Origin of the sequence: Hydrocarboniphaga sp., assembly GCF_965279055.1 — a bacterium.
In the GTDB taxonomy this organism is placed as follows: domain Bacteria; phylum Pseudomonadota; class Gammaproteobacteria; order Nevskiales; family Nevskiaceae; genus Hydrocarboniphaga.
This window is the reverse complement of record NZ_OZ257125.1, coordinates 3,467,514-3,491,577: the sequence shown is the minus strand read 5'-3', so window position 1 is coordinate 3,491,577 and position 24,064 is coordinate 3,467,514. Positions and strand designations below refer to the sequence as shown.

At 62.6% G+C, this 24,064-nt stretch carries 22 protein-coding genes and 1 pseudogene; 17 read left to right on the top strand and 6 right to left on the bottom strand.

Features of this window, described 5'->3' with window-relative positions; all coding sequences use genetic code 11:
- Positions 1-118: 118 nt before the first annotated feature.
- The 5 genes from ACQZF9_RS15760 to ACQZF9_RS15740 form a co-directional block, all read right to left on the bottom strand.
- A complete protein-coding gene (locus ACQZF9_RS15760) occupies positions 119-868 on the bottom strand; it encodes an NYN domain-containing protein (protein WP_428309912.1) in 750 nt (249 codons plus the stop codon).
- Positions 869-914: 46 nt separating this feature from the next.
- Positions 915-2,180, bottom strand: a complete 1,266-nt coding sequence (gene murA / locus ACQZF9_RS15755; RefSeq protein WP_428309911.1) for a UDP-N-acetylglucosamine 1-carboxyvinyltransferase — start codon at positions 2,178-2,180, stop codon at positions 915-917.
- Between the two features lie 15 nt (positions 2,181-2,195).
- Entirely contained in the window at positions 2,196-2,414 is a 219-nt protein-coding gene (locus tag ACQZF9_RS15750; protein ID WP_428309910.1) for a BolA family protein, read from the bottom strand.
- Positions 2,415-2,551: 137 nt separating this feature from the next.
- Positions 2,552-3,271, bottom strand: a complete 720-nt coding sequence (locus ACQZF9_RS15745; protein ID WP_428313443.1) for an ABC transporter permease — start codon at positions 3,269-3,271, stop codon at positions 2,552-2,554.
- A 44-nt stretch (positions 3,272-3,315) separates the two neighbouring features.
- Entirely contained in the window at positions 3,316-4,233 is a 918-nt protein-coding gene (locus tag ACQZF9_RS15740) for an ABC transporter ATP-binding protein (RefSeq protein ID WP_428309909.1), read from the bottom strand.
- A 92-nt stretch (positions 4,234-4,325) separates the two neighbouring features.
- On the opposite strand from ACQZF9_RS15740, the gene ACQZF9_RS15735 reads away from it, so the two are divergent.
- The 17 genes and pseudogenes from ACQZF9_RS15735 to ACQZF9_RS15655 all read left to right on the top strand — a co-directional run.
- A complete protein-coding gene (locus ACQZF9_RS15735) occupies positions 4,326-5,762 on the top strand; it encodes a cryptochrome/photolyase family protein (protein WP_428309908.1) in 1,437 nt (478 codons plus the stop codon).
- A 222-nt stretch (positions 5,763-5,984) separates the two neighbouring features.
- On the top strand, positions 5,985-6,932 hold the full coding sequence (locus ACQZF9_RS15730; RefSeq protein WP_428309907.1) for a KpsF/GutQ family sugar-phosphate isomerase: 948 nt from the start codon (positions 5,985-5,987) through the stop codon (positions 6,930-6,932).
- On the top strand, positions 6,933-7,475 hold the full coding sequence (locus tag ACQZF9_RS15725) for a KdsC family phosphatase (RefSeq protein WP_428309906.1): 543 nt from the start codon (positions 6,933-6,935) through the stop codon (positions 7,473-7,475). It begins immediately after the preceding gene.
- On the top strand, positions 7,472-8,062 hold the full coding sequence (gene lptC / locus ACQZF9_RS15720; RefSeq protein ID WP_428309905.1) for an LPS export ABC transporter periplasmic protein LptC: 591 nt from the start codon (positions 7,472-7,474) through the stop codon (positions 8,060-8,062). The genes ACQZF9_RS15725 and lptC overlap by 4 nt, the downstream gene beginning before the upstream one ends.
- On the top strand, positions 8,043-8,729 hold the full coding sequence (gene lptA, locus ACQZF9_RS15715; protein WP_428309904.1) for a lipopolysaccharide transport periplasmic protein LptA: 687 nt from the start codon (positions 8,043-8,045) through the stop codon (positions 8,727-8,729). Before lptC ends, lptA begins: the two co-directional genes overlap by 20 nt.
- Before the next feature lie 7 nt (positions 8,730-8,736).
- Entirely contained in the window at positions 8,737-9,465 is a 729-nt protein-coding gene (gene lptB / locus ACQZF9_RS15710) for an LPS export ABC transporter ATP-binding protein (RefSeq protein ID WP_428309903.1), read from the top strand.
- A 174-nt stretch (positions 9,466-9,639) separates the two neighbouring features.
- Complete coding sequence (locus tag ACQZF9_RS15705; protein ID WP_428309902.1) at positions 9,640-11,103, top strand: RNA polymerase factor sigma-54; 1,464 nt, start codon at positions 9,640-9,642, stop codon at positions 11,101-11,103.
- Positions 11,104-11,192: 89 nt separating this feature from the next.
- Complete coding sequence (hpf, locus tag ACQZF9_RS15700; RefSeq protein ID WP_428309901.1) at positions 11,193-11,519, top strand: ribosome hibernation-promoting factor, HPF/YfiA family; 327 nt, start codon at positions 11,193-11,195, stop codon at positions 11,517-11,519.
- A 169-nt stretch (positions 11,520-11,688) separates the two neighbouring features.
- Complete coding sequence (locus tag ACQZF9_RS15695; RefSeq protein ID WP_428309900.1) at positions 11,689-12,147, top strand: PTS sugar transporter subunit IIA; 459 nt, start codon at positions 11,689-11,691, stop codon at positions 12,145-12,147.
- 13 nt (positions 12,148-12,160) lie between these two features.
- Positions 12,161-12,742, top strand: coding sequence for a hypothetical protein (locus ACQZF9_RS15690; protein WP_428309899.1), 582 nt, complete (start codon positions 12,161-12,163; stop codon positions 12,740-12,742).
- Complete coding sequence (rapZ, locus tag ACQZF9_RS15685) at positions 12,739-13,599, top strand: RNase adapter RapZ (protein WP_428309898.1); 861 nt, start codon at positions 12,739-12,741, stop codon at positions 13,597-13,599. The genes ACQZF9_RS15690 and rapZ overlap by 4 nt, the downstream gene beginning before the upstream one ends.
- Positions 13,596-13,994, top strand: coding sequence for a PTS sugar transporter subunit IIA (locus ACQZF9_RS15680; RefSeq protein ID WP_428309897.1), 399 nt, complete (start codon positions 13,596-13,598; stop codon positions 13,992-13,994). The genes rapZ and ACQZF9_RS15680 overlap by 4 nt, the downstream gene beginning before the upstream one ends.
- A gap of 10 nt (positions 13,995-14,004) precedes the next feature.
- A complete protein-coding gene (locus ACQZF9_RS15675; protein ID WP_428309896.1) occupies positions 14,005-14,271 on the top strand; it encodes an HPr family phosphocarrier protein in 267 nt (88 codons plus the stop codon).
- Positions 14,272-14,438: 167 nt separating this feature from the next.
- The gene (ptsP, locus tag ACQZF9_RS15670; RefSeq protein ID WP_428309895.1) at positions 14,439-16,175 is read left to right on the top strand and encodes a phosphoenolpyruvate--protein phosphotransferase; all 1,737 of its coding nucleotides are present in this window, start codon (positions 14,439-14,441) and stop codon (positions 16,173-16,175) included.
- A 200-nt stretch (positions 16,176-16,375) separates the two neighbouring features.
- Positions 16,376-22,291 carry an FG-GAP-like repeat-containing protein gene (locus ACQZF9_RS15665; RefSeq protein ID WP_428309894.1) on the top strand — a complete coding sequence of 1,972 codons (5,916 nt, stop codon included), beginning with the start codon at positions 16,376-16,378 and terminating at the stop codon, positions 22,289-22,291.
- The gene (locus ACQZF9_RS15660) at positions 22,288-22,566 is read left to right on the top strand and encodes a hypothetical protein (protein WP_428309893.1); all 279 of its coding nucleotides are present in this window, start codon (positions 22,288-22,290) and stop codon (positions 22,564-22,566) included. Before ACQZF9_RS15665 ends, ACQZF9_RS15660 begins: the two co-directional genes overlap by 4 nt.
- Before the next feature lie 22 nt (positions 22,567-22,588).
- Positions 22,589-22,849: pseudogene (locus ACQZF9_RS15655) on the top strand (tyrosine-type recombinase/integrase); the annotation flags it as partial.
- Positions 22,850-22,891: 42 nt separating this feature from the next.
- Here the strand turns inward: ACQZF9_RS15655 and ACQZF9_RS15650 are convergent.
- Positions 22,892-24,003, bottom strand: a protein-coding gene (locus ACQZF9_RS15650) for an IS3 family transposase (protein WP_428309892.1) whose coding sequence is annotated in 2 segments (ribosomal slippage) — positions 22,892-23,751 and positions 23,751-24,003 — 1,113 coding nt in all. Because the reading frame shifts where the segments join, the coding sequence is not laid out codon by codon here.
- Between the last annotated feature and the right edge of the window lie 61 nt (positions 24,004-24,064).

Genomic DNA, 24,064 nt, shown 5'->3' with positions numbered 1-24,064 from the left:
TTAACGGACCGCGTGGCGATGAATAAAAGCGGTCGTCCTGATCTGTAGGGGCGGATCCTATCCGCGACGGTACTGTCTAGGCCTCAGTCGCGGATGGGATCCGCTCCTACAGCTGCGGCTAGCGTTTCTTGGCGGCGCGACGCGTGCGGATGTACACACCCTTGCTGCGCCCGTCCTCGTGCCGGCGCTGCTCGACTTCGAACACGTCGATTGCGGCGGCCAGATCGCTGAGTTTCTTGTAGCCGTAGTTGCGCGGATCGAAGTCCGCCGCCTGCTTGCCGATGATCTGGCCGACGCCGCCGAGCGCGGCCCAGCCTTCTTCGTCGGCGATCGCCTCGATGCCGTCGCGGAACAGCGCGATCAGTTTTTTATCGGTCTTCAATGCCGCCGTCGGCTTGGCTCTCGGCGCCGATTCGACTTCCGGCGCTTCCACTTCGCGCAGCACGTCGAGATAAATGAAGCGATCGCAGGCCGAGACCAACGAAGTCGGCGTCTTGCGCTCGCCGAAGCCGAACACGGTCAGACCGGATTCGCGGATGCGCACTGCCAGGCCGGTGAAATCGCTGTCGCTGGAGACCAGGCAGAAGCCGTTGAAGCGCCCGGTGTAAAGCAAGTCCATCGCGTCGATGATCATCTTGCCGTCGGTGGAATTCTTGCCGCTGGTGTAGCCGAACTGCTGCACCGGCTGTATCGACAGGCTCACCAGCACGTCCTTCCAGCCTTTCAGGTTCGGCTGCGTCCAGTCGCCGTAGATGCGTTTGACGCTGGCGATACCGAAGGTCGAAATCTCCTTCAGCAGCGCTCCGGCGATCGCCGGCGTGGTGTTGTCGGCGTCGATCAGTACGGCGAGACGGGCTTGTTCGGCCATGCGGTCCTCCTGTGCGGGACCGTTGCCGGTCCTCGCGCGCAGCAGCTCAACCCAGCTTCGAGATGCGCTTGATGCGCGCGCCGAGAGCGGTGAGCTTGCCCTCGATGTTTTCGTAGCCGCGGTCCATGTGATAGATGCGGTCGATCAGCGTTTCGCCATCCGCAGCGAGAGCGGCCAGCACCAGCGACGCGGACGCACGCAGATCGGTGGCCATGATCGGCGCGGCCTGCAGGCGTTCGCGGCCGGTGACGATGGCGATGTTGCCTTCGATGCGGATGTCGGCGCCCAGGCGGATCAGCTCCTGCGCGTGCATGAAGCGGTTTTCGAAAATGGTTTCACGTATCGTCGCGGTGCCGTCGGCGACGCAGTTCATCGCCATCATCTGTGCCTGCATGTCGGTCGGGAAACCCGGATGCGGCATCGTGTGGATGTTGACCGCGGTGGCGCGGCGGCCCTGCATGTCGACGTCGATGAAGTCGGTGCCGGTCTTCACTTTCGCGCCCGCCTGCTGCAGTTTCACCAGCACCGCGTCGAGCAGGCCGGGGTCGGTTTTGTTGACGCGCACCCGGCCGCGAGTCGTCGCCGCCGCCAGCAGGTAGGTGCCGGTCTCGATGCGGTCCGGCAGCACGCTGTGCTCGGCCGCATGCAGTTTCTCGACGCCCTGGATGCGGATCGTCGTGGTGCCGTCGCCATTGATCCTCGCGCCCATCGCGCGCAGGCAGCGGGCGAGGTCGACCACTTCGGGTTCGCGCGCGGCGTTCTCGAGGATGGTTTCGCCGCTGGCCAGCGTCGCGGCCATCATCAGGTTTTCGGTGCCGGTCACGGTGACCGTGTCGAAGACGATGTGCGCGCCCTTCAGCTTGCTGCACTTAGCGTGGATGAAGCCGCCGTCGAGCGTGATTTCCGCGCCCATCGCCTCCAGGCCCATCAGGTGCAGATCGACCGGGCGCGCGCCAATCGCGCAGCCGCCGGGCAGCGACACATGCGCCTCGCCGCGGCGCGCGACCAGCGGGCCGAGCACCAGAATCGAGGCCCGCATGGTGCGCACCAGCTCGTACGGCGCAACACAAGTCGTGATCGGCTTGGCGTCGAGCACGATGCGGTGCGCATCGGGCTGCTCCACCGACACGCCCATCTGCGCCAGCAGTTTTTTGGTGGTGCCGATGTCCCACAGCGCCGGCACGTTGCTGACGGTCAAAGGCTCGTCGGACAGCAGCGCCGCGCACAGGATCGGCAAGGCCGCGTTCTTGGCGCCGCTGGCGTCGATTTCGCCGTTGAGCGGACCATTGCCCTCGATGATGAACTTGTCCAAATCGGGAGCCTCTGATTAAGCAGCGCGCGTGCGCAGCTGCAGTGCGTGAATGTCGCGGCCCATCTTGTCGCCCAGCGTGGCGTAGACCATGCGGTGCTGCGCCAGCGGCAGCTTGCCGGCGAACTCGGCGCAGATCACCTCGGCCTCGAAATGCTGGCCATCGTCGCCGAACACCTTGACGCTGGCGCCGGGCAGGCCGGCCTCGATCAGTTGCTGGATTTCTTGTTTGGTCATGCGCGTATCGCTCTATGTAGTTCCCTCCCCCGCGAGCGGGGGAGGGTTAGGGTGGGGGCGGAAGTCGCGGAGCAGCTTTCGCCGCCAGCCCCCACCCCGACCCTCCCCCGCTGCGCAGGGGAGGGAGACAAGCAAATCTAGCGCTTCATCTTGTAGCCGCTGATCAGCATCCACAAGCACACGGCGGACGCGATCGCGAAGAAGCCGCCGGTCCAGGCGATGCTGTGCCAGATCGGCACGTCGGCGCGGCCGAAGAAGCCGTAGCGGAAGCCGTCGATCATGTAGAAGAACGGGTTCAGGTGCGAGGCCGTGTACCAGAACTTGGGCAGCGCATGCACCGAGTAGAACACGCCGGACAGGAAAGCCAGCGGGTTGATGAAGAAGTTGGTGAACGCGGCGATGTGATCGAACTTCTGCGAGACGATGCCGGCAATCAGGCCCACGACCGCGAGGCTGCCGGCCGACAGCACGAACATCGCCAGCAGCGCCAGCGGCGCGTGTATCGCCAGCGGCACGAAGAACAGCGTCGCGGCGAACATCGCCAACGCTACCAGCAGGCACCGCACCAGCGCCGCGAGGATATAGGCGCTGAACCATTCCCAGGGGCCCAGCGGCGCCATCTGCAGGAACACGATGTTGCCCATGACCTTGCTCTGGATCAGGCTCGACGAAGTGTTGGCGAACGCGTTCTGCATCACCGTCATCATGATCAGGCCGGGCACCAGGAACTCGGTGTAGCTGACGCCTTCGTAGGCCGAGGCGCGGCCGGCCAGCGCCTGCGCGAACACCAGCAGGTACAGCAGCGCGGTGATCACCGGCGCGGTCACGGTCTGGCCGAGCACCGACCAGAAGCGCATCACTTCTTTTTTCAGCAGCGTGACGAATCCGACCTGGTTGGGGCTCACTTGGTCAGCTCCACGAAGATGTCTTCCAGATCGGGATCGCGTGTCTGCACGTCCTCGATCGCGATACCGGCGTCGCGCAGCGCGTCGAACACGCCGGCGATCGGGTGCTTGCCGGTTTCCAGCTTGAGTTCGAGCGTGCCTTCGGATTCCGATGCGACCAGAGCCTGCAGTGCCGGCGGCAAGGTGGTTACGCCATTGGCGAGCTTCAGCCGCAGAAAGCGGAACGGATGGCGCTTCAGCAGCGAGCGTGTGCTCTCCAGCGCCTTGACCTCGCCGTGATCGAGGATCGCGATGCGCGAGCACATCTCCTGCGCCTCTTCCAGGTAGTGCGTGGTCAGCACCACGGTCTGACCCTGGCGGTGCAGCTCGGACATGAAACTCCACAGAGTGCGACGCAGCTCGACGTCGACGCCGGCGGTGGGCTCGTCGAGGATCACCACCGGCGGCTTGTGCACCAGGGCCTGGGCGATCAGCACGCGGCGCTTCATGCCGCCGGACAGCGCGCGCAGCGACACGTTGGCCTTGTCGGCGAGATCGAGCCGCTCGAGCATTTCGTCGATCCAGGGCCAGACTTCCTTGCCGGAACCGTAGTAGCCGGCCTGGATGCGCAGCATGTCGCGGACCTTGAAGAAGGGATCGAAGACCAGCTCCTGGGGCACCACGCCGAGCAGCCGGCGCGCGGCGCGGAAATCGCCGACGGTGTCGTGGCCGAGCACCGCAATGTGGCCGGCGTCGGCCTGCACCAGGCCGGCGATGATGCTGATCAGGGTCGACTTGCCCGCCCCGTTGGGGCCGAGCAGGCCGAAGAACTCGCCGCGCGGTATCGAGAACTCGACGCCCTTGAGCGCCTGCAGCGAGCCATAGGTTTTGCGAACGCCGACGATGTCGATCGCGTTGCTGAGGGGATTCGTCATGGGGCGCGATTATACGGGCCGGCTGCGGCCGGGCTGCAGCCGGCGCGGTGGCCGCCGCCCTACAATCGTTCTTTTTTAGCGAGCCCTGTCAAATGAAGACGGCTTTGGTCTGGTTCCGGCGCGATCTGCGCTTGGCCGACAACCCGGCGCTGTCCCACGCGCTGGAGCGCGCGGAGCGCATCCTTGCGGTCTACATCGGCGGCTTCGAGGCCCCGGGCACCGAGCCCGGCGCGGCGAGCCGCTGGTGGCTGCACCAGTCGCTGACCGCGTTCGCCGCGGATCTGAACCAACGCGGCGCAGAGCTGGTCATTCGCCGTGGTGAGCCTGCCAAGGTGCTGGGCCAGCTTGCAAAAGAACAGGGCGCCGAAGCCGTGTTCTGGAATCGCCTGTACGAGCCCGCGCAGGACGCGGCCGATCGCAAGACCTGCGATTCGCTGATCGCCGCCGGCTTGGAGGTGCAGACCTACAACGGTGCATTGCTGGCCGAGCCCTGGGAGATCCAGACCCAGACGGGCGGTCCGTATCGCGTCTATACGCCGTTCTCGCGCAACGTCCGGGCGAGGGGAGCGCCGCGTTCGCCGCTGCCGGCGCCGCGCAGGATTCCGGGCCTGGCCGCCCAAAGTCTGAGCATCGACTCGCTCGGCCTGCTGCCGAGGATCCGCTGGGACGCCGGCATGAGCCGGATGTGGACGCCGGGCGAGGCGGGCGCGCACCGGCGGCTGGGTCGGTTTTGCGACGAGGCGCTGCACGACTACAGCGCCGGGCGCGACCGCCCCGACCAGTTGCTGACCTCGCTGCTGTCGCCGCACCTGCATTTTGGCGAGATTGGCCCGGTGCAAGTCCTGGCGCGCTTGCAGCGCGAGCTGGCCGAGCAGCACGGCCCCGGCGTGTCCGCTGGCGCCGAGGCCTACGAGCGCGAAATCCTGTGGCGCGAATTTGCGCATCACGTGATTTACCACTACCCGACGACGCCGACCGAGCCGATGGACCCGCGTTTTGCCGGGTTCGCCTGGCGCCAGCCGCGTGAATATGCGGCCGACCTGGCCCGCTGGCAGCGCGGCGCCACCGGCGTGCCGATCGTCGACGCCGGCATGCGCCAGCTGTGGAGCACCGGCTGGATGCACAATCGGGTGCGCATGATCGTGGCCAGTTTTCTGTCCAAGAACCTGCTGATCCCCTGGCAGGAAGGCGCGGCCTGGTTCCTGGACACGCTGGTCGATGCCGACCTTGCAGCCAATTCCATGGGCTGGCAGTGGGTCTCCGGCAGCGGCGCGGACGCCGCGCCTTACTTCCGTATCTTCAACCCGGTCACGCAGAGCCAGAAGTTCGATCCGCAGGGACGCTACCTGCGCCAGTGGGTACCGGAGATTGCCGCGCTGCCGGACAAGCTGGTCCATGCGCCCTGGCTGCTCGGGCCGGCCGAGTCGGCTCGGCAGAAGATCGACTACCCGGTGCCGAGCGTCGATCTGGGCGAGTCGCGGGCGCGGGCGCTGCAGGCGTTTGATCTGATCAAGCAGAGGGCTTCGTAGTTGTCATGCCCCTCTCCCCTTGTGGGAGAGGGTGGCCCGAAGGGCCGGGAGAGGGGTTGTATGCCTGAACCTTGTACCCCTCTCCCGCCGCTACGCGGCACCCTCTCCCACAAGGGGAGAGGGGAAACCTCTTCATACACGACCGCTCCCGCGTAAGCGCGTAAACTGCGTGACCCTGAAAGAGTCCGATTGCCCTTCGTGAATCCCGAAAACCTGCAAAGCATGGGTCGCCGCGTCCTCGAAATCGAGCGCGACAGCCTCAATGGCCTGCTGCAGCGGATCGACGCGACCTTCGTGGCGGCCTGCGAGCGCATGGTGGCCTGCAGGGGCCGCATCGTCGTCACCGGCATGGGCAAGTCCGGGCATATCGGCGGCAAGATCGCCGCGACGCTGGCGTCCACCGGCACGCCGTCGTTCTTCGTGCATCCGGGCGAGGCCAGCCATGGCGACCTCGGCATGATCACCCGCGACGACGTGGTGCTGGCGATCAGCTATTCCGGCGAGACCGCCGAGATCCTGACGATCCTGCCGCTGATCAAGCGCATGGGCGCACCGCTGATCGCGATGACCGGCAAGCCGAATTCGACGCTGGCGCGCAACGCCGACGTGCATATCGACGTGTCGGTGACGCAGGAGGCCTGTCCGCACAACCTCGCACCGACCAGCTCGACGACGGCGACGCTGGCGATGGGCGATGCGCTGGCCGTGGCGCTGCTCGATGCGCGCGGCTTCACGCCGGAAGATTTCGCGCTGTCGCATCCGGGCGGCTCGCTCGGCCGGCGGCTGTTGCTGAAGATCGACGATGTGATGCAGAAGGCCGAGCGCATTCCCAAGGTCGCGCCGGGCACGCCGATGACCGTCGCGTTGTTGGAAATGACGCGCAAGGGCCTGGGCATGACCGCCGTCGTCGACGCGCAGGACCGCATCGTCGGCGTCTATACCGACGGCGACCTGCGCCGCTCGCTGGAAGCCAACATCGACCTGCGCACCGCGACCATCGACCAGGTGATGAAGCGCGGCGGCTATCGCGCCAGACCTGAATGGCTGGCCGCTGAAGCGGTGCGTTTGATGGAGCAGCACAAGATCACCGCACTGCTGGTCGCCGATGCCGACGACCGGCTCTGCGGCGTGATCCACATGCACGACCTGCTGCGCGCCGGAGTGGTCTGAGTGAGCCGCCTGATGCAGGAGGAAGTGCTGGCGCGCGCGGCGAAAATCCGCTGCGTGTTCCTGGACATCGACGGCGTGATGACCGACTGCAAGCTGTATCTCGGCCCCGATGGTTTCGAGATCAAGGCGGTCAGCGTGCGCGACGGCCTCGGCATCAAGAACCTGCTGCGTGCCGGCATAGCAGTCGCGGTGATTTCCGGCCGGCCGTCGGAGGCGATGCAGCGCCGCCTCGAACAGCTCGGCGTGCCGCATATCGTGCTCGCCACCGAAAACAAGCTGCCGGCCTACGAGGCGCTGCTGGCCAAGCTCAACTTGAGCGACGAGCAGTGCGCGCACATGGGCGATGACACGCCGGATCTGCCGCTGATGCAGCGCGTGGGTCTTGCGATGAGCGTCGCCGACGCGCATCGCAGCGCGCTGCACGCGGCGCACTGGGTCAGCGAATTCCGCGGCGGCGAAGGCGCGATCCGCGAGGCCTCCGATCTGATCCTCGAAGCCCAGGGCCTGCTGGCGCACAGCGGCTTCGTCGGCGCTGCCGGATGAGCGCGATGATTCGTGACGCGATCGAGCGCATCCGCCCGTACTGGGCCTGGCTGACGGTGCCGCTGATGCTCGGCGCCTGGCTGCTGTTCGGCTCCAGCAGCATGGACCCGGAGCCGCCGACCGCGCCCGACGCAGCGGTGGCGCCGCGCTACAGCCTGCGCGGCGTGCAATGGACGCGGCTCGACGTCAATGGCCAGCGCGAATTCACCGCCGAGGCCGAGAGCGCCGACTACTTCGACGACGAGTCCGCGCGCTACGAACAGCTGAAGATGAACGTGCCGAACATCGGTCAGGTGCCCTGGCGGCTGACCTCGCCGAAAGGCTCCGCGCCGGCGCACGAAAAACGCATTCTGATGGAAGGGCCGGTCGACATCAGCGGCGCCTGGCCGGACGGCGAGGCGCTGGTGGCGAACACGCCGCAGCTGTGGGTCGACCCGGTCAGCAAGCAGGTCAACACCGACGCCGGCGTGAGCTTCGACAGCGACAGCCGCAGCGGCACCGCCAAGGGTCTGAAAGCGGACTGGGACAAGCAGACCGTGCAGCTGCTGGGCAACGTGAGGATGGAATATGTACCGCGCAAGCGTTGAATCGAGCTGGCTGGCCGGGATCGCCGCCGTGATGCTGCTGGCCGGCGGCAGCGCGCTGGCCGCTGCGGCGCAACCGGCCGCGACCGTGCCGGCGGCTGCGAAAACCGCGGTGCCGGCGGCCAAGCCGATGGCCAAGGCCGACACCAAGCAGGGCGCCGCCGACCGCTTCCGGCCGACCGGTCCGGTGACGGTGACGGCGACCAGCGTCGACTGGGCCAAGAACGGGCTGATGGTCTACACCGGCAACGTCAAGCTCAGCTCAGACACGCTGAACATGGACGGCGACCGGCTCGAACTCGAGCAGCTCGGCGACGGCCAGTACCGCGCCAAGATCACCGGCGCGCCGGCACATCTGCTGCACACCGGCGTGCCCGCGGCCGACGACGGCGGGCAAAGCGATCCCCCGGTGACCGCGCGCGGCAAGCAATTGAACTTCGATTCGCAGAGCGGCCTGGCCGACGTGATCGGCGACGCCAAGGTCACGCGCGGCGAAGACGAAATCACCGGTGAGACCATCCATTACAACGTCAACGAGCGCCGCATCCAGGCCGCCGGCGGTACCGGCGGACAGGTGCGCATCGTGATCCAGCCGCCGACCAAGACCGGCGCGCCGCCCGCGGCGCCGACGACCCCGCCGACGACTTCGACCCCGACGCCGAAACCATAGGCCTGCCATGACCTCGATCCTGTCCGCGCGCGGCCTGTCCAAGCAGTACAAGAAGCGCGTCGTCGTGCGCGACGTGTCGCTGCGCGTCGAGGCCGGCGAGATCGTCGGCCTGCTCGGCCCCAACGGGGCCGGCAAGACCACGTCCTTCTATATGGTCGTCGGCCTGGTGCCGGCCGACGGCGGCGTGATCGAGCTCGACGGCAAGGACATCACCCGGCTGCCGATGCATGCGCGTGCGCGCCTGGGCATCGGCTACCTGCCGCAGGAGGCGTCGGTCTTCAGGAAGCTGTCGGTTGCCGACAATATCCTGGCGATCCTGGAAACCCGCGACGATCTGAACAAGGGCCAGCGCAAGGAAGAGCTGGAGCGGCTGCTGGAGGACCTGCATATCGGCCACATTCGCGCGAGCGAGGGCCAGGCGCTGTCCGGCGGCGAGCGTCGCCGGGTCGAAATCGCGCGCGCGCTGGCGGCGAATCCACGCTTCATTCTGCTGGACGAACCCTTCGCCGGCGTCGATCCGCTGGCGGTGTCCGACATCCAGCACATCGTCGATCACCTGAAAAGCCGCGGCATCGGCGTGCTGATCACCGATCACAACGTGCGTGAGACGCTGGGGATTTGCAGCCGTGCCTACATCCTGGCGGAGGGCCGGGTGATCGCGGAAGGCTCGCCTGCGGAAGTGCTGGCCAACGAGACCGTGCGCAAGGTCTACCTGGGCGACCAGTTCAAGCTGTAAAGCGGGGATTGTGGCGGTGGCTGCGTACGCTGAGCCGGCCTAGCTGCGGAGTATGCGCTGCCATACGATCATCGTCTAGCCTACTTGATGCAAGACTCATACCGCCGTATAGAATGGGGGCATGTACTCAGATCCATCCCCTCTAACCGGTGACGGCGCCGGCCGAGTCCTGCAATGAAGCAATCGCTATCGCTAAGGGCCGGCATGTCCCTGACGATGACGCCTGCTCTCCAGCAGGCCATTCGTCTACTGCAGCTGTCCAGCCTGGACCTGCAGCTGGAAATCCAGCAAGCCCTGGACTCCAACGTGATGCTCGAGACCGACGCCGACGAGCCGGATTGGGACAGCGTGCCGGCTGAGACGGCGTCTTCGTCCGAGTCGGCTGCCGACGCCGCCGACGGTGGCCTGGTCGAGGTCACGGCCACCGAAACCATTCCCGAGGACATGCCGGTCGACGCCGACTGGCAGGACGTATTCGACGACTACACGCCGAGCGCGAGCGGCTCCGACGACGAGGGTCTGCAGGATTACCTGCAGGCCAATCTGCGCAGCACCGGAACGCTGCAGGAGCATCTGGCCTCGCAGGCGCAGCTGATGCCGGTCGATGCGGTCGAGGCCGAGATCGCCGCCAACCTGATCGACGCGATCAACGAGGACGGTTACCTGGAAGACTGGCCGGCGCTGTGCGTGCGGCTGGAGCAGGAATTCAACGTGACGCCGCAGCAGGTCGAGGCGGTGTTGCGGCTGGTGCAGGACTTCGATCCGCCCGGTGTTGGTGCACGGGACCTGAGCGAATGCCTGCGCCTGCAGTTGCAGCAGATGGACGCCGGCATCCCCGGCTACGCCGCGGCGATGCGCATTGTCGACGGTCATCTGCTGCTGCTGGCGCGCCGCGACGAAGTCGGCCTGCGCCGCGCCACCGGCCTGGACGTGAACACGCTACGCACTGGCGCGGCGCTGGTGCGCAACCTGCAGCCGCACCCGGGCCGACCGTTCCAGGCGCATGAATCCGACTACCTGCGGCCTGACGTCATCGTCGCCAAGAAGACCGGCCGCTGGCGCGTATCGCTGAACCCGGAGCACACCCCGCGGCTGCGCATCAACTCGCATTACCAGGGCTTTATCAAGCGCGCCGACCAGTCGCGCGACCAGTTGCAGATGAAGCAGCACCTGCAGGAGGCGCGTTATTTCATCAACAGCCTCGAGTCGCGGAACGAGACGATTTTGCGCGTGTCCCAATGCATAGTTGAAGAGCAGCGCGCTTTTCTGGAATATGGCGAAGAGGCGATGCGGCCTCTGGTGTTGCGAGACGTTGCCGAGCAGTTGGGGATTCACGAATCCACGGTGTCGAGAGCTACCGCAAACAAGTACATGCTGACCCCGCGAGGGCTCTACGAGCTCAAGTACTTCTTCAGCAGCCACGTGCAGACCACCCAGGGTGGCGTCTGCTCGGCGACCGCGATCCAGGCGATGATCAAGCGCATGGTCGGCGGTGAAGATCCGTCGCGGCCCTTGTCCGATTCCACGCTCGCCGACCTGCTGTTGAAGGAAGGCATCCAGGTGGCCCGGCGTACCGTTGCCAAGTACCGCGAGGCGCTGAACATTCCACCCTCACACGAGCGCAAAGCCATCGCATAAACTTTTTTGTCCCCGTTGGCGGCGGGGGCCGTCGGCGGGTTGTTCCTCCCGGGTCCATTCCGGACCCGCCCACCAGGAGTCACCCCACGATGAACCTGAACATCTCCGGCCATCACGTCGATCTCACGCCGCCGCTGCGCGACTACGTCACCAGCAAGCTGAAGCGAATCGAACGACATTTCGACCACCTGATCAACGCCGAGGTGGTTCTGACGGTGGAGAAGTTGCGACACAAGGCCGAGGCCACGGTTCACGCCAGCGGCGCCGACATGCACGCCGAGGCGACCGTCGACGACAACATGTACGCGGCGATCGACAGCCTGATCGACAAGCTCGACCAGCAGACCCGCCGTCACAAGGAAAAGATGCGCGACCATCACGTGCGTGAAGCGGTCAAGCGCATGCCGCTGCAGTAAGCCAGCGCGCTTCACCCAAAAGCCCCGCCGCGCATCCGCGGCGGGGCTTTTTTGTTTGGCCGGCACGTCGCCACGGCGAAACCTCGGGTGCGCCCGGGCCAGGCTTGGGTGGCGGGTCAGTTCGGATAGAATCCCCGGCTATACGGATAGACGGCTGGAGTGCGGTTTAATGAAATTGAGTGAAATTCTCGGGGCAGACCGGGTTCTGTCCGGCCCGTCGGTGACGAGCAAGAAGAAAGCACTCGAAGAGCTGTCCGCGCTGCTGGCCAAGGGCGCCAGTGGGCTGGCATCCGCCGACGTGTTCAACAGCCTCACCGGCCGCGAGAAACTCGGCAGCACCGGCCTCGGCCACGGTGTCGCCATTCCACATGGGCGCATGGCCGGCGTCGACACCAGCGTCGGCGCGTTCATGCGCCTGAAGCACGCGGTGGACTACGACGCGCACGACGGCAATCCGGTGGACCTGGTGTTCGGCCTGCTGGTACCGCAGGCGGCGACCGAGGCGCATCTGAAGCACCTGGCCGCGATCGCCGAAATGTTTTCCGACGAAGCCTTCTGCGCCAAGCTGCGCGCGGCTCCCGACGATCGCGCGCTGTATTCGCTGCTGTCCGGCTACACCGCCAGCTGAGCGACAGCGCGCCATGAGCAGCGCGCCGCTGACCCTGCATGGGGTGTTCATCCAGATATTCGACGTCGGCGTGCTGCTGGTCGGCGGCAGCGGCGTCGGCAAGAGCGAGCTGGCGCTGGAGTTGCTGGCACGCGGTCACCGGCTGATCGCCGATGACGCCGCTGAATTCATCAAGGCCGGCGACGGCCGCATCCACGGCCGCTGCCCGCCGCTGCTGCGCGGTTTTCTCGAAGTACGCGGCTTGGGCATCCTCAACATCGAGCGCATGTTCGGCGCCGCGGCCGTGCTCGACGGCTGTCCGCTGGACCTGATGCTGAGGCTGATCGCGCCCAGCGAGGCCGCCGAGATGCCGGACCGCGTCTACGGCCAGCGCAATACGCGCCCGCTGCTCGGCGCCGGCATCGCCGAGATCGCGTTGCCGATCCGCGTCGGTCACAATCTCGCGGCGCTGGCCGAGGCCGCCTGCCGCGACCAGCAACTCAAGCGCAGCGGCTACGATGCCGCGGCCGATTTCGTCGCGCGGCAGACCAGCGCGATAGCCGCCGGTGCCGCTGCAACCCAGGAAGCCAGCCAAGCCATGAAGCGGTTCGTATGAAACTGGTGATCGTCAGTGGCCTGTCCGGCGCCGGCAAGACCGTCGCGCTGAAACAGTTCGAGGATCTGGGCTGGTATTGCATCGACAATATCCCGCTGGCGCTGATTGACCCGATGTTGCGGCGCGCGCTGTCCAAGGCTTCCGGCAAGCGCTACGAGCGCCTGGCGATCGGCATCGACGCGCGTGAAACCGCGGCACAGATCCGGCGCTTTCCGGTGTACCTGAGCAAGCTGCGCCAGAAAGGCGTCGACGTGCGCGTGCTGTTCCTGACCGCTGACGACGACGTGATCATGCGCCGCTACAGCGAGACGCGGCGCAAGCATCCGCTGTCGACCGACAAGTTGTCGCTGCTTGAGGCGATTAAAAAAGAACGCACGCTGCTGCAGCCGATCGCCAACTTCGCCGAAGAGCCGCTCGACACCTCGCACCTGAACCTGCACGAGGCGCGCGAGGCGGTTTATCAGCGCCTGTCGGAAGCCGGCGAAGGCAAGCTGTCGGTGCTGTTCCTGAGCTTTGGGTTCAAGAACGGCGTGCCCAGCGGCGTCGACTATATTTTCGATGTGCGTTGCCTGCCGAATCCGCATTGGGAGCCCGGCCTGCGCAAGCTCACCGGTCGCGACGCCAAGGTCGAAGCCTGGCTGAAAAGCCACACGCCGGTGGTGTCGATGATCGACGACATCTCGCGTTTTCTGGAGAACTGGCTGCCGTCGTTCCGTGCGCAGGATCGCGCCTATCTGACCATCGCCATCGGCTGCACCGGCGGCCAGCATCGCAGCGTGTATATCGTCGAGCGGCTGGCCGAGCGCTTTCGCGCGCATACCGACCAGATCATGCACAAGCATCGGGAACTGCAATGAGCGTCGGCCTGCTGCTGGTCATGCACGGCAAGCTCGGACACCTGCTGATCGAGACGATGACCGACATGCTCGGCCCGCTGCCGCTGGAAACCGACGTGCTCGAAGTGCGTCGCGTGCAGGCCACCGACGTGCTGCTGCGCCAGGGCGTGCGCATGATCGAGCGGCTCGATCGCGGCGCCGGCGTGCTGCTGCTGACCGACGCCTATGGCTCGACGCCGGCCAATATCGCCAACCAGCTGGCGAGCGGCACGCCGACCCTGGTGGTCGCCGGTGTCAACCTGCCGATGCTGGTGCGCGTGTTCAACTACCCCGCGTTGAGCCTGGATGAAATGGCCCGCGCCGCTGTCGAAGGCGGCCGGAAGGGCATCACCCTGTGCCCGCGTTTGAGCTCTTGAGGAGAGATTTGTGGAACGCAGCGTCACGATCGTCAACCGCCTCGGCCTGCATGCGCGTGCCGCGGCCAAGCTGGTCACGCTGGCCTCGAAGTTCGCCGCGGATATCCGCGTGCGCAAGGAGCAGCGCGAAGTCAGCGGCAAAAGCATCATGGGCGTGATGATGCTGGCCGCGGCGCAGGGCAGCCAGATCACGCTGATCGCCGAAGGCGGCGACGCGCAGGCGGCGCTGGACGAGCTGGCGGCGCTGATCGCGGATCGCTTTGGCGAGGAAGCCTGAGACATGAGATTCGCCGACTGTTCTCGATCGTCGTTGCCCTCTCCCTCCGGGAGAGGGTGTCCCGAAGGGACGGGTGAGGGGCTCGCAGTGCGGCTCGAATCTGCAACTCCCTCACCCGGCGCTGCGCGCCACCCTCTCCCGGAGGGAGAGGGGAAACAGCCGACAGCATGAGCCTCTGGCTGCCCGGCATCGGCGTCTCGCGCGGCATCGCGATCGGTCGCGTGCAGAAGCTGCACGGCGGCGATTTGGAGATTCCTGAGTACACGCTGCCGGTGGTGGACATCGAGGGCGAGGTGGTGCGCTTCTACGGCGCGCAGCGTCGCGCGAAAGAACAGCTGCGCGAAGTGCGCGCACGTATTCCGGTGGGTACGCCGGGCGATATCGCCGCGTTCATCGACACCCATCTGCTGATGATGGACGACCGCTCGATCACCGAGGCCACCGTCGGCCATATCCGGGCCCAGCGCTGCAACGCCGAGGCCGCGCTGCGGCGCTCGCGCGACGCGCTGGTCGAAGTCTTTCAGCAGATGGAAGACCCGTACCTGCGCACCCGCGGCGACGATGTCGAGCACGTCTGCACGCGTATTCTGCGGGTGCTGATGAAGACCGATCGCCAGCTGGCGCTGAAGTCCGAAAGCATCAGCGAGCCGACCGTGATCGTCTCCGACGACATCACGCCGGCCGACATCATCCTGCTGGCTCAGCAGTCGGTGGTCGCCTTCGTCACCGAGTACGGCGGGCCGTTGAGCCACACCGCGATCCTGGCACGCAGCCTCGGCATTCCGGCGATCGTCGGCATGCACAACGCGCGGCGGCTGTTGCGCGAAGGCGAGCAGGCGATCATCGATGGCGAACTCGGCCACGTGCTCGCCGACCCGGAAGCGCAGGCGCTGGCGTTCTACCGGCGCAAGCAGCGCGCGCAGGCGGTGGCGCGCAACAAGCTCAGCCTGATCCGCGACGAGCCGGCCGAGTCGCGCGACGGCGAGCTGATCCACCTGCTGGCCAACATCGAGCTGCCGGAAGACGCGGCGGTGGCGGCCGCCAACGGCGCCGAAGGCGTGGGCCTGTACCGAACCGAATTCCTGTTCATGAACCGCAAGGATCAGCCCAGCGAAGACGAGCAGTACGACGCCTATGCGCGCGTGGTGTCGGCGGTGAAAGGCCCGATCACGATCCGCACGCTGGACCTGGGCGCCGACAAGCAGGTCGATTCCGGCCGCAGCCGCGGGCCGACGCCCAACAACCCGGCGCTGGGCCTGCGCGCGATCCGGCTGTGCCTGAAAGAGCCGGAGATGTTCCGCAGCCAGCTGCGTGCGCTGCTGCGGGCCTCGGCGCACGGCCAGATGCAGATCATGCTGCCGATGATCAGCAGCCTCGCCGAGTTCCGCCAGGCTGCGGCGATCATCGGGAGCCTGCGCGAGGAGCTGCGCGCACAGGGCGTGGCGATGGCCGACAAGCTGCCGATCGGCGCGATGATCGAGGTGCCGGCCGCGGCGATCGCGGCGCCGATCCTGGCCCGGCACGCCAAGTTCTTCTCGATCGGCACCAACGACCTGATCCAGTACACGCTGGCGATCGACCGCGTCGACGACGAGGTCAACTATCTGTACGACCCGCTGCACCCGGCCGTGCTGCAGCTGATCCGGATGACGATCCAGGCCGGCGAGGCGGCCGGCATCGAAGTCGCGATGTGCGGCGAAATGGCCGGCGACCCGCGCTATACGCGGCTGCTGCTGGGTCTGGGCCTGACCGAATTCTCGATGCACCCGAGCAGCGTGCTCGAGGTCAAGGCGATGGTGCGCCAGTCCAATGTCGGCGAGCTGCGCGTGCAGGTTGGCTCGCTACTGGCGCGGCTGCTGCGCGGCGAGGCCGCGTCCGACCAGCTCGAGGAGCTGCTGAGGTGACATGCCTCCGAATGCAATTACGTGGAGTTACTGGCACTGCCGCGCCAAGCTCGAATTGGTGAGCACTGCAGAACCGCAATCAGATCGACCTTCTCAGCTGGAGTCACTCTAATTCGACTGCTCTTGCCGGCGTCAGCAATCCGGTTGCAGAGCAATCATTACCTCAATAAAGTTCGAGCAGGGAACTTGGGGGTACGGCTATGGAGCAGGTCGTTAGAATTCTTGCGGCTGTCTTTCTCTTCTGTTCGGCGGCGCATGCTGTGGCCGACGATGTCGGTGCAACGGAAGACAGTTTTTCGGTGAGTCCGTCGGGGGCGGCAGAGTTCTCAATTCCAATATCGCTTCCATCTGGTATTGCTGGGATGGAGCCAAGGCTAGCGATTGGGTATTCGAACGTTGCCAACAACGGCCTTGTCGGCTTCGGCTGGGACGTAAGCGGGCTATCGTCAATTTCTCGGTGCAAAAGTACTCTCGCACAGGACGGATTGGTGGCGCCCGTCAATAGAACGATGAGCGATCGTTTCTGCCTTGGTGATAACAAGTTAAAGGTAATTTCCGGAAACTACGGCGCCAGCGGATCGGTGTATGAAACGGAAATTCAAACTTTTAATAAAATAACGGCGAATTCATCGGGTGCACTTGGTTGGATTCCCAGTTCCGGCCCGCAATGGTTCCAAGTGCACAGTCCGAACGGAAATATCGTGCAGTATGGAGGCACCGACGACTCGCGTATCGAGTTTGATGGTACCGCGGTCGTTAGGACCTGGGCGATTTCACGAATAACTGACACATCCGGGAACTACATACGATTTGTCTATGCGAAGGAGGCCGGATCATATCGACCGATTGAGATTTACTACACGGGAACCCCGCAAGGCGAGGGTTTGTACCGCATTGCGTTCACATATGAATTAAAGCCAGCTGTCGACGTAAGGCAGAACTATCTTGCCGGTAGCCAGATAAAGCAACCCTACCGCCTTACCTCGATAGCGGTTTTGTATAACAGCGCCAATGTTCATCAGTATTCGCTGTCGTATAAGCCAGCGAGTGGTGTCACTACACAACGTAGTCTTCTTGAGTCGGTAACCGAATGCGCAGGGTCCGACTGTTTTCCGCCTACTACGATCAGTTGGCAAAATGGAACAAAAGGGTTCGCGGTCCCGACGTCTGCGTCTCCCTCTTTGGCAACTACGACGCTTAGACTTCTCGACGTAAATGGAGACGGGCGGGACGATGTTCTATCCTCATATGCGGGCCAGCTAAAGCTTCGACTCGGTTTGTTTGATGGCACTCTCGGAGCAGCAAGCAGCATCGCCTATTCCGACGCCTATTTTTCTTCGTCGCTTGCCCTGGACATAGACGGAGACGGGCGCGGTGATCTATTGATTCCTAATAGTACTGCCACTAACTGGACGGTACTTAAATCGAATGGATCCACGTTGGTGTCGACAGCGACAACTGTGCCAATTACCGGTGCGCTTACACAGCAAATCAGCGGTGACGTAAATGGCGACGGCAGGGACGATCTGGTGTGGGTAGAAGGCCAGTATCTGAAAGGACGTTTCAGCACTGGGAATACTTTCGAAGCCACTGTACGAACGCTCTATGACGTTGGAGTTCAGGCGGAGGGTAAGGTCCCGACCGACTTTCAAAGTGGACTAAATCGACGCGTCATAAGGCGCGCTGATTTTAATGGTGATGGGCGAACAGATTTCCTGCTTCTCTCGATTGTAAAAGAGTTTGAAGGCGAGGGCGGAGGTGTAACCAAATACTACTATTGGAACGCGCTGACCTCTCAAGGAGATTCATACACGAGCACGGCCGTTACGATGGAGGAGGCGGTTGAGGCTCCTGCACCGCTGCTGTTGGATGCAAATGGAGACGGGAACACCGACGTGGCCTATCGGAGCGGCTCAACTTTAGTTTATTGCTTGAGTAAGGGCGACGGAACGTTTTCGACTGTTAACACGGGAATATCGGTCCCGAGCGCGATCTCTGACGCACTATTGTTCGACTATGACGGCGACGGGCGACAGGATATCGTTTATAAAAACGGCACCGTCAACTGGCGAATCGTTAAGGCTAATGCGACTTCGTTTGATCTGCCCGTTGATATCTCAACATCCGAGTTCCCTATTTCAGGTGCGACAGCCGTACTTGAGAGTAATGGGGATCGGCAGAGCGACTTGGCCTATTACGATTCCGGCTATGGGACTTGGCGAACGCAAATCCATTCTGGCGCAGCAGCAGACCTTGCCACCACGTTTACCGATGGGCTTGGCAACTATCGCCAAGTCACCTATGCGGCCCTGACTGACCCGAGTGTGCACACGAAGAGCTCGGGCTCCTTATTCCCGGTTCGAGATTTTCAAGCGCCTCAATACGTGGTGAGGCAAATAGTGTCGAACGACGGTGTTGGCGGCACATATTCTCTCACCTATTCCTATCTTGGGGCGAAGGTGCATGTGCAGGGGCGCGGCTACTTGGGCTTTGCTCAGCGCAGCGTCGTTGATTCGAGAAACGGCGTTAAGCGAGTAAGGGATTTTTATCAGGAGTTTCCGTGGACAACGATGCCGAGTTTGGTGAGGGTCATCGTCCCCGGCGGCACATCCGGATACATTGTCTCCGAGCAGAGCCTTGCCAAAGCGACCGTCGATTATGGATCGGGCACTACTGCTAGAAGCTTCCCATATGCTTCGCCTATCGTTTCCACAGAACGAGATGACGACGGAGCGCTGAGGCGCACTGTTTCTCGGTCGGTGGTCTACAACACGATGTTCGGCATCACGAATGAAACAATTGAAGTGACCGATCCAGCCACCAACGTTTGGCGTAAGGTAATTACCAATCAGTTCGACACTGCCAGCGAAAGCAGCACTTGGTGTCTGGCTCGGCCGACAAATATCAGCATCGTGATGACGCAGCCCGATGGCTCATCTGCTACCCGAACTGCATCGTTGGACCAGAACTACAATCGATGCAACCTGCGAAGCGCTACCGCTATGCCAGGTGCCCTCGAAGTTGCGACCACTTATGGATACGATAGTTATGGCAATGTCCGATCAATAGACGTTGTCCCATATGGCGAACCGCTACGGCGGACGTCAATTAGTTACGCGCCAAATGGGTACCGCCCTACTTCATACACGAATGCCCTGGATCATGTAATTCAACTGCAGTGGGATTATGGAAAAGGAGTTGTCCAGCAGCTAACTGATGCAAATAACCTTACGATTTCATGGCAATACGATGGATTCGGCAGGGTTTTCTATGAGACACGCCCAGACACGAGTACGACCAGTTGGTCCTATTCATGGTGTTCTCTGGGTTGCGGGCTGTCGAACGGGAAATACAAAATTTATACGGCGATTTCGAGTGCGGGATCATTTGGCGGTTCTGCCTATGAGATATACGACTATAAAAATCGCCCAATCCAGTCCAGCCGGAAAATGCTCGGCGGAGCCGATTCTTACACATTGAATGAGTACGATCCCATAGGTCGCGTTTATAGAACAAGCGAGCCTTACTATTCGGGCGGCGTTGTCTACTGGAATACTTTCGACTATGACGTGCTGGACCGTGTGACTCAGGTTGGCCGCCCGTTGAGCGAATCGCAGGCGAACGGTAGAAATTACACCTTCGCCTACAGCGTCTATGGTGGCCAGTCAGTTGAAACGATGACAAGTCCAGCTAGCCAATCCACTACTCGGTATTCAAACGCGATGGGTGCGGTTGTGCGTGTTGTCGATGCGCTAAATAACGACATGTACTTCGGCTACTGGCCTTTCGGTGAATTGAAGAGCGTAACGGACGACGTCGGCAATATTGTATCAAGAAGCTATGACGGTTGGGGGCATCTCTCGAATATCTCGGACCCCGATATGGGCGCGTCAAGTTACTCGTTTAATGGATTGGGCGAGCTCAAGTCCATGACTAATGCTCGATCTCAGATAACGACCTACAAGTACGACAAGCTGGGTAGGCCGAAACTGCGCACCGAAGCAGATGGCGAAACCAAGTGGCAGTACGATATTGCATCCGGCAAGGGCATTGGCGAGTTAGCGGAAGTCGACGGCCCGGGAAATTATACCGAGTATAGGGTCTACGACGGGCTTGGCCGTACAGCCGAGCTATCGATGGAGATCGGCAATTCATTTAATGCGGTGTCGTTCGAGTACGACAATTTCAGCAGGATTTCGACGCTGACATATCCAACGATCGACGCTTCTAGATTCGCTGTAACCTATCGATACGATGCCGCGAGCGGTGCACTGAAAGATGTAATCAATTCAGCCTCTCCCGGAACCGTGTATTGGTCTGCCGATAGCGTGAATGCACGCGGACAAGTCACGCAAGAAACTTTGGGGAATGGCATTCAAACGGCCCGGCATTACGATGTCGCGCGCGGGTACCTGGATACTATCCAGAGTGGAACGGGGGGTGGAGTTCAAAATTTAAGTTATGGTTGGGACTCTGTGGACCGCTTGGTCAATAGATCGGATTTGCGTCAGGCAGTGTCAGAGTCTTTTCCCATATACGACTCTTTGGATCGCTTGAAAAAGGCGGAACGTAATGGCGTAAGCGTACTGACATTGGATTACAGCGACATTGGCAATATCGCAGCTAAATCTGACGTAGGAGCTTACACATACGATTCTGCACGTCCGCACGCCGCCGCTACTGCTGGCACCACCACACTGGGATACGACGCCGACGGAACATTGCTGAGTAAAGGGAGCTTCGGTGCAGTTTGGTCGTCTTACGGTTACCCGACTGGCATGAGTTCAGGCGGAAACAGTGAAACGCTCAAGTACGATGCGTGGCGGAATCTCGTCAAACGGGCGACGGTCGAGGCGGGTGTTACAACAAATTCAATCTATGTAGCGGGTGTTTTTGAGCAGGTGGTAAGCGGTGGCGTTACGCAGTACCGACATCTGATTCCAGTGAACGGCGAAACCGTTGCGCAGTACACGAAGCGTTCCAACGCGACTGCTGATACTTATTACCTGCATCGTGATCATCTTGGAAGTTTAGATGCGATAACGAATCAAGCTTCGGGCGTTGTAGTCAGGGCTTCATTCGATGCATTCGGCAGGCGGCGAGGTAACGCGTGGACCGGTGCGCCAGCTCCAGCCGATTTGGGTGTTCTAAACTCGACTACGAGCGAGGGATACACGGGTCATCGCATGATGGATTCCGTTTCGATGATTCATATGCGGGGGCGGGTCTATGATCCCAGCCTCGGCCGAATGATATCGGCGGATCCGACTACCCCGAATGTGTTCGATCCTCAAAGCCATAACCGCTACAGCTACGTTCGAAATAATCCTTTGAGCCTAGTGGACCCGACGGGGTTTTCAGATGAAGACATTGAGACGGTTTACGTAGATGGCGGCGGTGGTGGTGGCAGTTCGGGCGGAGTATTCAGCTACGGGGGCGGGGGCGGGGGCGGCGGTGGGAGCGGTCAGAACCACGGTAGGCAGAATGCGAAGCCGGCGGCAGCGGTGCCCGACTACTGTGGCGGGCCATTGCCGGCGGAAATTATTGTCGAGGGGAATTTGGGAAGGGATAGCGGAGCCGCGACAGTTATAGGTGGGGACAGTAGCTCTGTAAACGGCAGGGGCCGGGAGGGTGGAGGCGCCTTCGGGTATGCACATGGTGCGCTTACTGCAGCTTCGTTTGTGCCATCGCTTCTGGGTGCGGCTGCATCACTTGTGGATGGCGGGCTCTATGGCCTGCAAGGCGAGTGGACGGATGCGGGTTTATCCATCGCGGCAGCGGCGATCGGCGTGGTCTCCGATGCGGGTATTGCGAATGCGGGATTTAAGGCCGCAAAGGGAGCAGCGGAGATCGTTGCTAAGAATGGCACACGTATTGGTGGGTTTACGCGGCACGGAGTTGATCGCGCGATCGGTGATGCGGCGTCACGCGCTGGAACAAAGCCACAGGCAATCTTGGACGCCCTGAAGAATCCGTCAAAGATAGCTGAAGGTGTCGATAAACAGGGGCGGCCGTTCCAAATTTTCACGGGTCAAAATGCCCGTGTAGTTGTGAATCCTGAGACCGGACAGATTGTTTCGGTGAATCCTCTGTCTAGGGCCGGTGCGCAGCCATGAGCGACGAGAAACACAGTGTTGTGCGTCTTTCTGGGCGAGAGGCCATGTATCTGAGGAATGCTGCATTCCTGCCTGATGAGCTTGCGCGAATAGTTCGGGATGCCAAGGATGGCGAAGGCAGCGGGATGTCGATTCCGCTTTCGTCGGAGACATCAGAAAGGTTTCGAGAGGTCCTTACGGATCACTTGGCCAAGGTCGGTTTCGATGATGCTTACGAGCCAACGAACGAGGGCAAGGTGCTTGAAGCCTTGATCGACCGTTTTTACATGAAGTGACCGCGTAGGAAAGTCAGGCGCGCTAGCGGCACGCGGTGAGCCGTTTACGCCGAACCGCCTCACACAGATGGTGCGCGAGTACATCAACGCGGCGGACTTAGGCAAGAGCGGTTCCTGCCACCTGTTCCGGCACACGATGGCGACGCTGATGCTGGAGAACGGCGCGGATATCCGCTACATCCAGGCGATGCTCGGCCACGCGGAGCTGTCCACCACGCAGATTTACACCCAGGTCTCCATCCGCAAGCTCAAGGAGATCCACACCGCCACCCATCCGGGAAAGGTGCGATCCGCGCGTGTGCCGGCGGGAACGTAATCTTCCCCGTCAAGGCGACAGTTCGAAACTAGAGTTTCTGGCGGCTTGAGCGTACTCGATCGGCGTCATATCGCCGAGCGAGTCATGGGGTCTTTGTTCGTTGTATTCGAGCATCCACCAGTAGACGGCCTCACGGACATCGTCGAGGCGGACAAAGAGATGCTGGTCGAGCAGTTCGTTGCGCATCGTGCGGTTGAAGCGCTCGATATAGGCGTTCTGGTTGGGCTTGCCAGGCTGGATGTACTGGATCGCCATACCCGCTGCCTTGGCCCACTGCGTAAAGGCGTCGCCAAGAAATTCAGGGCCATTGTCAGTACGAAGGACCTGCGGCAAGCCGCGCTCCTTGCGTAGCCGCTCGAAAACCCGGACCAAACGCTCCGAGGTGATCGAAGTATCGACCTCCACCTGCAGCAATTCACGATTGAAATCGTCGACGACGTTGAAGAGCCGGAAGCGGCGACCGCAGATCAGCGTATCGCTCATGAAATCCGCCGACCAGACGCTGTCGGGCAGCCGTGGGACGTACAGCGGCACCCGCTCACGCTGGGGCAGTCGACGCTTTGCAGCACGGCGTAGGTTGAGTTTCATGAGCTTGTATACCCGGTAAATCCGCTTGTGATTCCACGGCCGGCCCTGACGCCGCAGCTGCTTGCGACACATCCAGAAACCACGGCTTGGACGACCTTCCACCAGCGCCGCCAAAGCCGCGATGACTTCGGCATCACGCACCGTCCAATGATCGGGCTCGCGGTAGAACGCCGATCGGGATAACCCAACGCAGCTGCAGGCGCGAGCGATGGGCACTTCATGCGTGTGCACCAAGTAACCGGCCGCTTCTCGCTTGGCGTCCGGCCCTACAGTTTTTTTGCGATCAGATCCTTCATCGCGTGATTCTCAAGCGCCAGGTCCGCGTACATGCGCTTGAGCTGCGACAGCTCCGCTTCCAGCTCCTTGGTCCGCTTCAGATCCGATGCCTGCATGCCGCCGTACTTCGACTTCCAGCTGTAGTAGGTCGGCTCGCTGATGCCCGCCTTGCGACAGATGTCCTTCACGGCCATGCCGGCGTCCGCCTGCTTCAGAATCGTGACGATCTGGGTTTCGGTAAAACGTGACTTCTTCATTCCTGCCTCCTGGCGTTACGATGCCAGAAAGCTCTCGTTATGAGTTGTTGCTCAGACGGGG

Excerpts from the sequence above, each read along its gene's own strand:
- ACQZF9_RS15760 (WP_428309912.1), bottom strand. The coding sequence starts at position 868 with ATGGCCGAACAAGCCCGTCTCGCCGTACTGATCGACGCCGACAACACC.
- ACQZF9_RS15750 (WP_428309910.1), bottom strand. The coding sequence starts at position 2,414 with ATGACCAAACAAGAAATCCAGCAACTGATCGAGGCCGGCCTGCCCGGC.
- ACQZF9_RS15745 (WP_428313443.1), bottom strand. The coding sequence starts at position 3,271 with ATGCGCTTCTGGTCGGTGCTCGGCCAGACCGTGACCGCGCCGGTGATC.
- ACQZF9_RS15740 (WP_428309909.1), bottom strand. The coding sequence starts at position 4,233 with ATGACGAATCCCCTCAGCAACGCGATCGACATCGTCGGCGTTCGCAAA.
- ACQZF9_RS15735 (WP_428309908.1), top strand. The coding sequence starts at position 4,326 with ATGAAGACGGCTTTGGTCTGGTTCCGGCGCGATCTGCGCTTGGCCGAC.
- ACQZF9_RS15730 (WP_428309907.1), top strand. The coding sequence starts at position 5,985 with ATGGGTCGCCGCGTCCTCGAAATCGAGCGCGACAGCCTCAATGGCCTG.
- lptC (WP_428309905.1), top strand. The coding sequence starts at position 7,472 with ATGAGCGCGATGATTCGTGACGCGATCGAGCGCATCCGCCCGTACTGG.
- lptA (WP_428309904.1), top strand. The coding sequence starts at position 8,043 with ATGTACCGCGCAAGCGTTGAATCGAGCTGGCTGGCCGGGATCGCCGCC.
- lptB (WP_428309903.1), top strand. The coding sequence starts at position 8,737 with ATGACCTCGATCCTGTCCGCGCGCGGCCTGTCCAAGCAGTACAAGAAG.
- ACQZF9_RS15705 (WP_428309902.1), top strand. The coding sequence starts at position 9,640 with ATGAAGCAATCGCTATCGCTAAGGGCCGGCATGTCCCTGACGATGACG.
- hpf (WP_428309901.1), top strand. The coding sequence starts at position 11,193 with ATGAACCTGAACATCTCCGGCCATCACGTCGATCTCACGCCGCCGCTG.
- ACQZF9_RS15695 (WP_428309900.1), top strand. The coding sequence starts at position 11,689 with ATGAAATTGAGTGAAATTCTCGGGGCAGACCGGGTTCTGTCCGGCCCG.
- ACQZF9_RS15690 (WP_428309899.1), top strand. The coding sequence starts at position 12,161 with ATGAGCAGCGCGCCGCTGACCCTGCATGGGGTGTTCATCCAGATATTC.
- rapZ (WP_428309898.1), top strand. The coding sequence starts at position 12,739 with ATGAAACTGGTGATCGTCAGTGGCCTGTCCGGCGCCGGCAAGACCGTC.
- ACQZF9_RS15680 (WP_428309897.1), top strand. The coding sequence starts at position 13,596 with ATGAGCGTCGGCCTGCTGCTGGTCATGCACGGCAAGCTCGGACACCTG.
- ptsP (WP_428309895.1), top strand. The coding sequence starts at position 14,439 with ATGAGCCTCTGGCTGCCCGGCATCGGCGTCTCGCGCGGCATCGCGATC.
- ACQZF9_RS15665 (WP_428309894.1), top strand. The coding sequence starts at position 16,376 with ATGGAGCAGGTCGTTAGAATTCTTGCGGCTGTCTTTCTCTTCTGTTCG.
- ACQZF9_RS15660 (WP_428309893.1), top strand. The coding sequence starts at position 22,288 with ATGAGCGACGAGAAACACAGTGTTGTGCGTCTTTCTGGGCGAGAGGCC.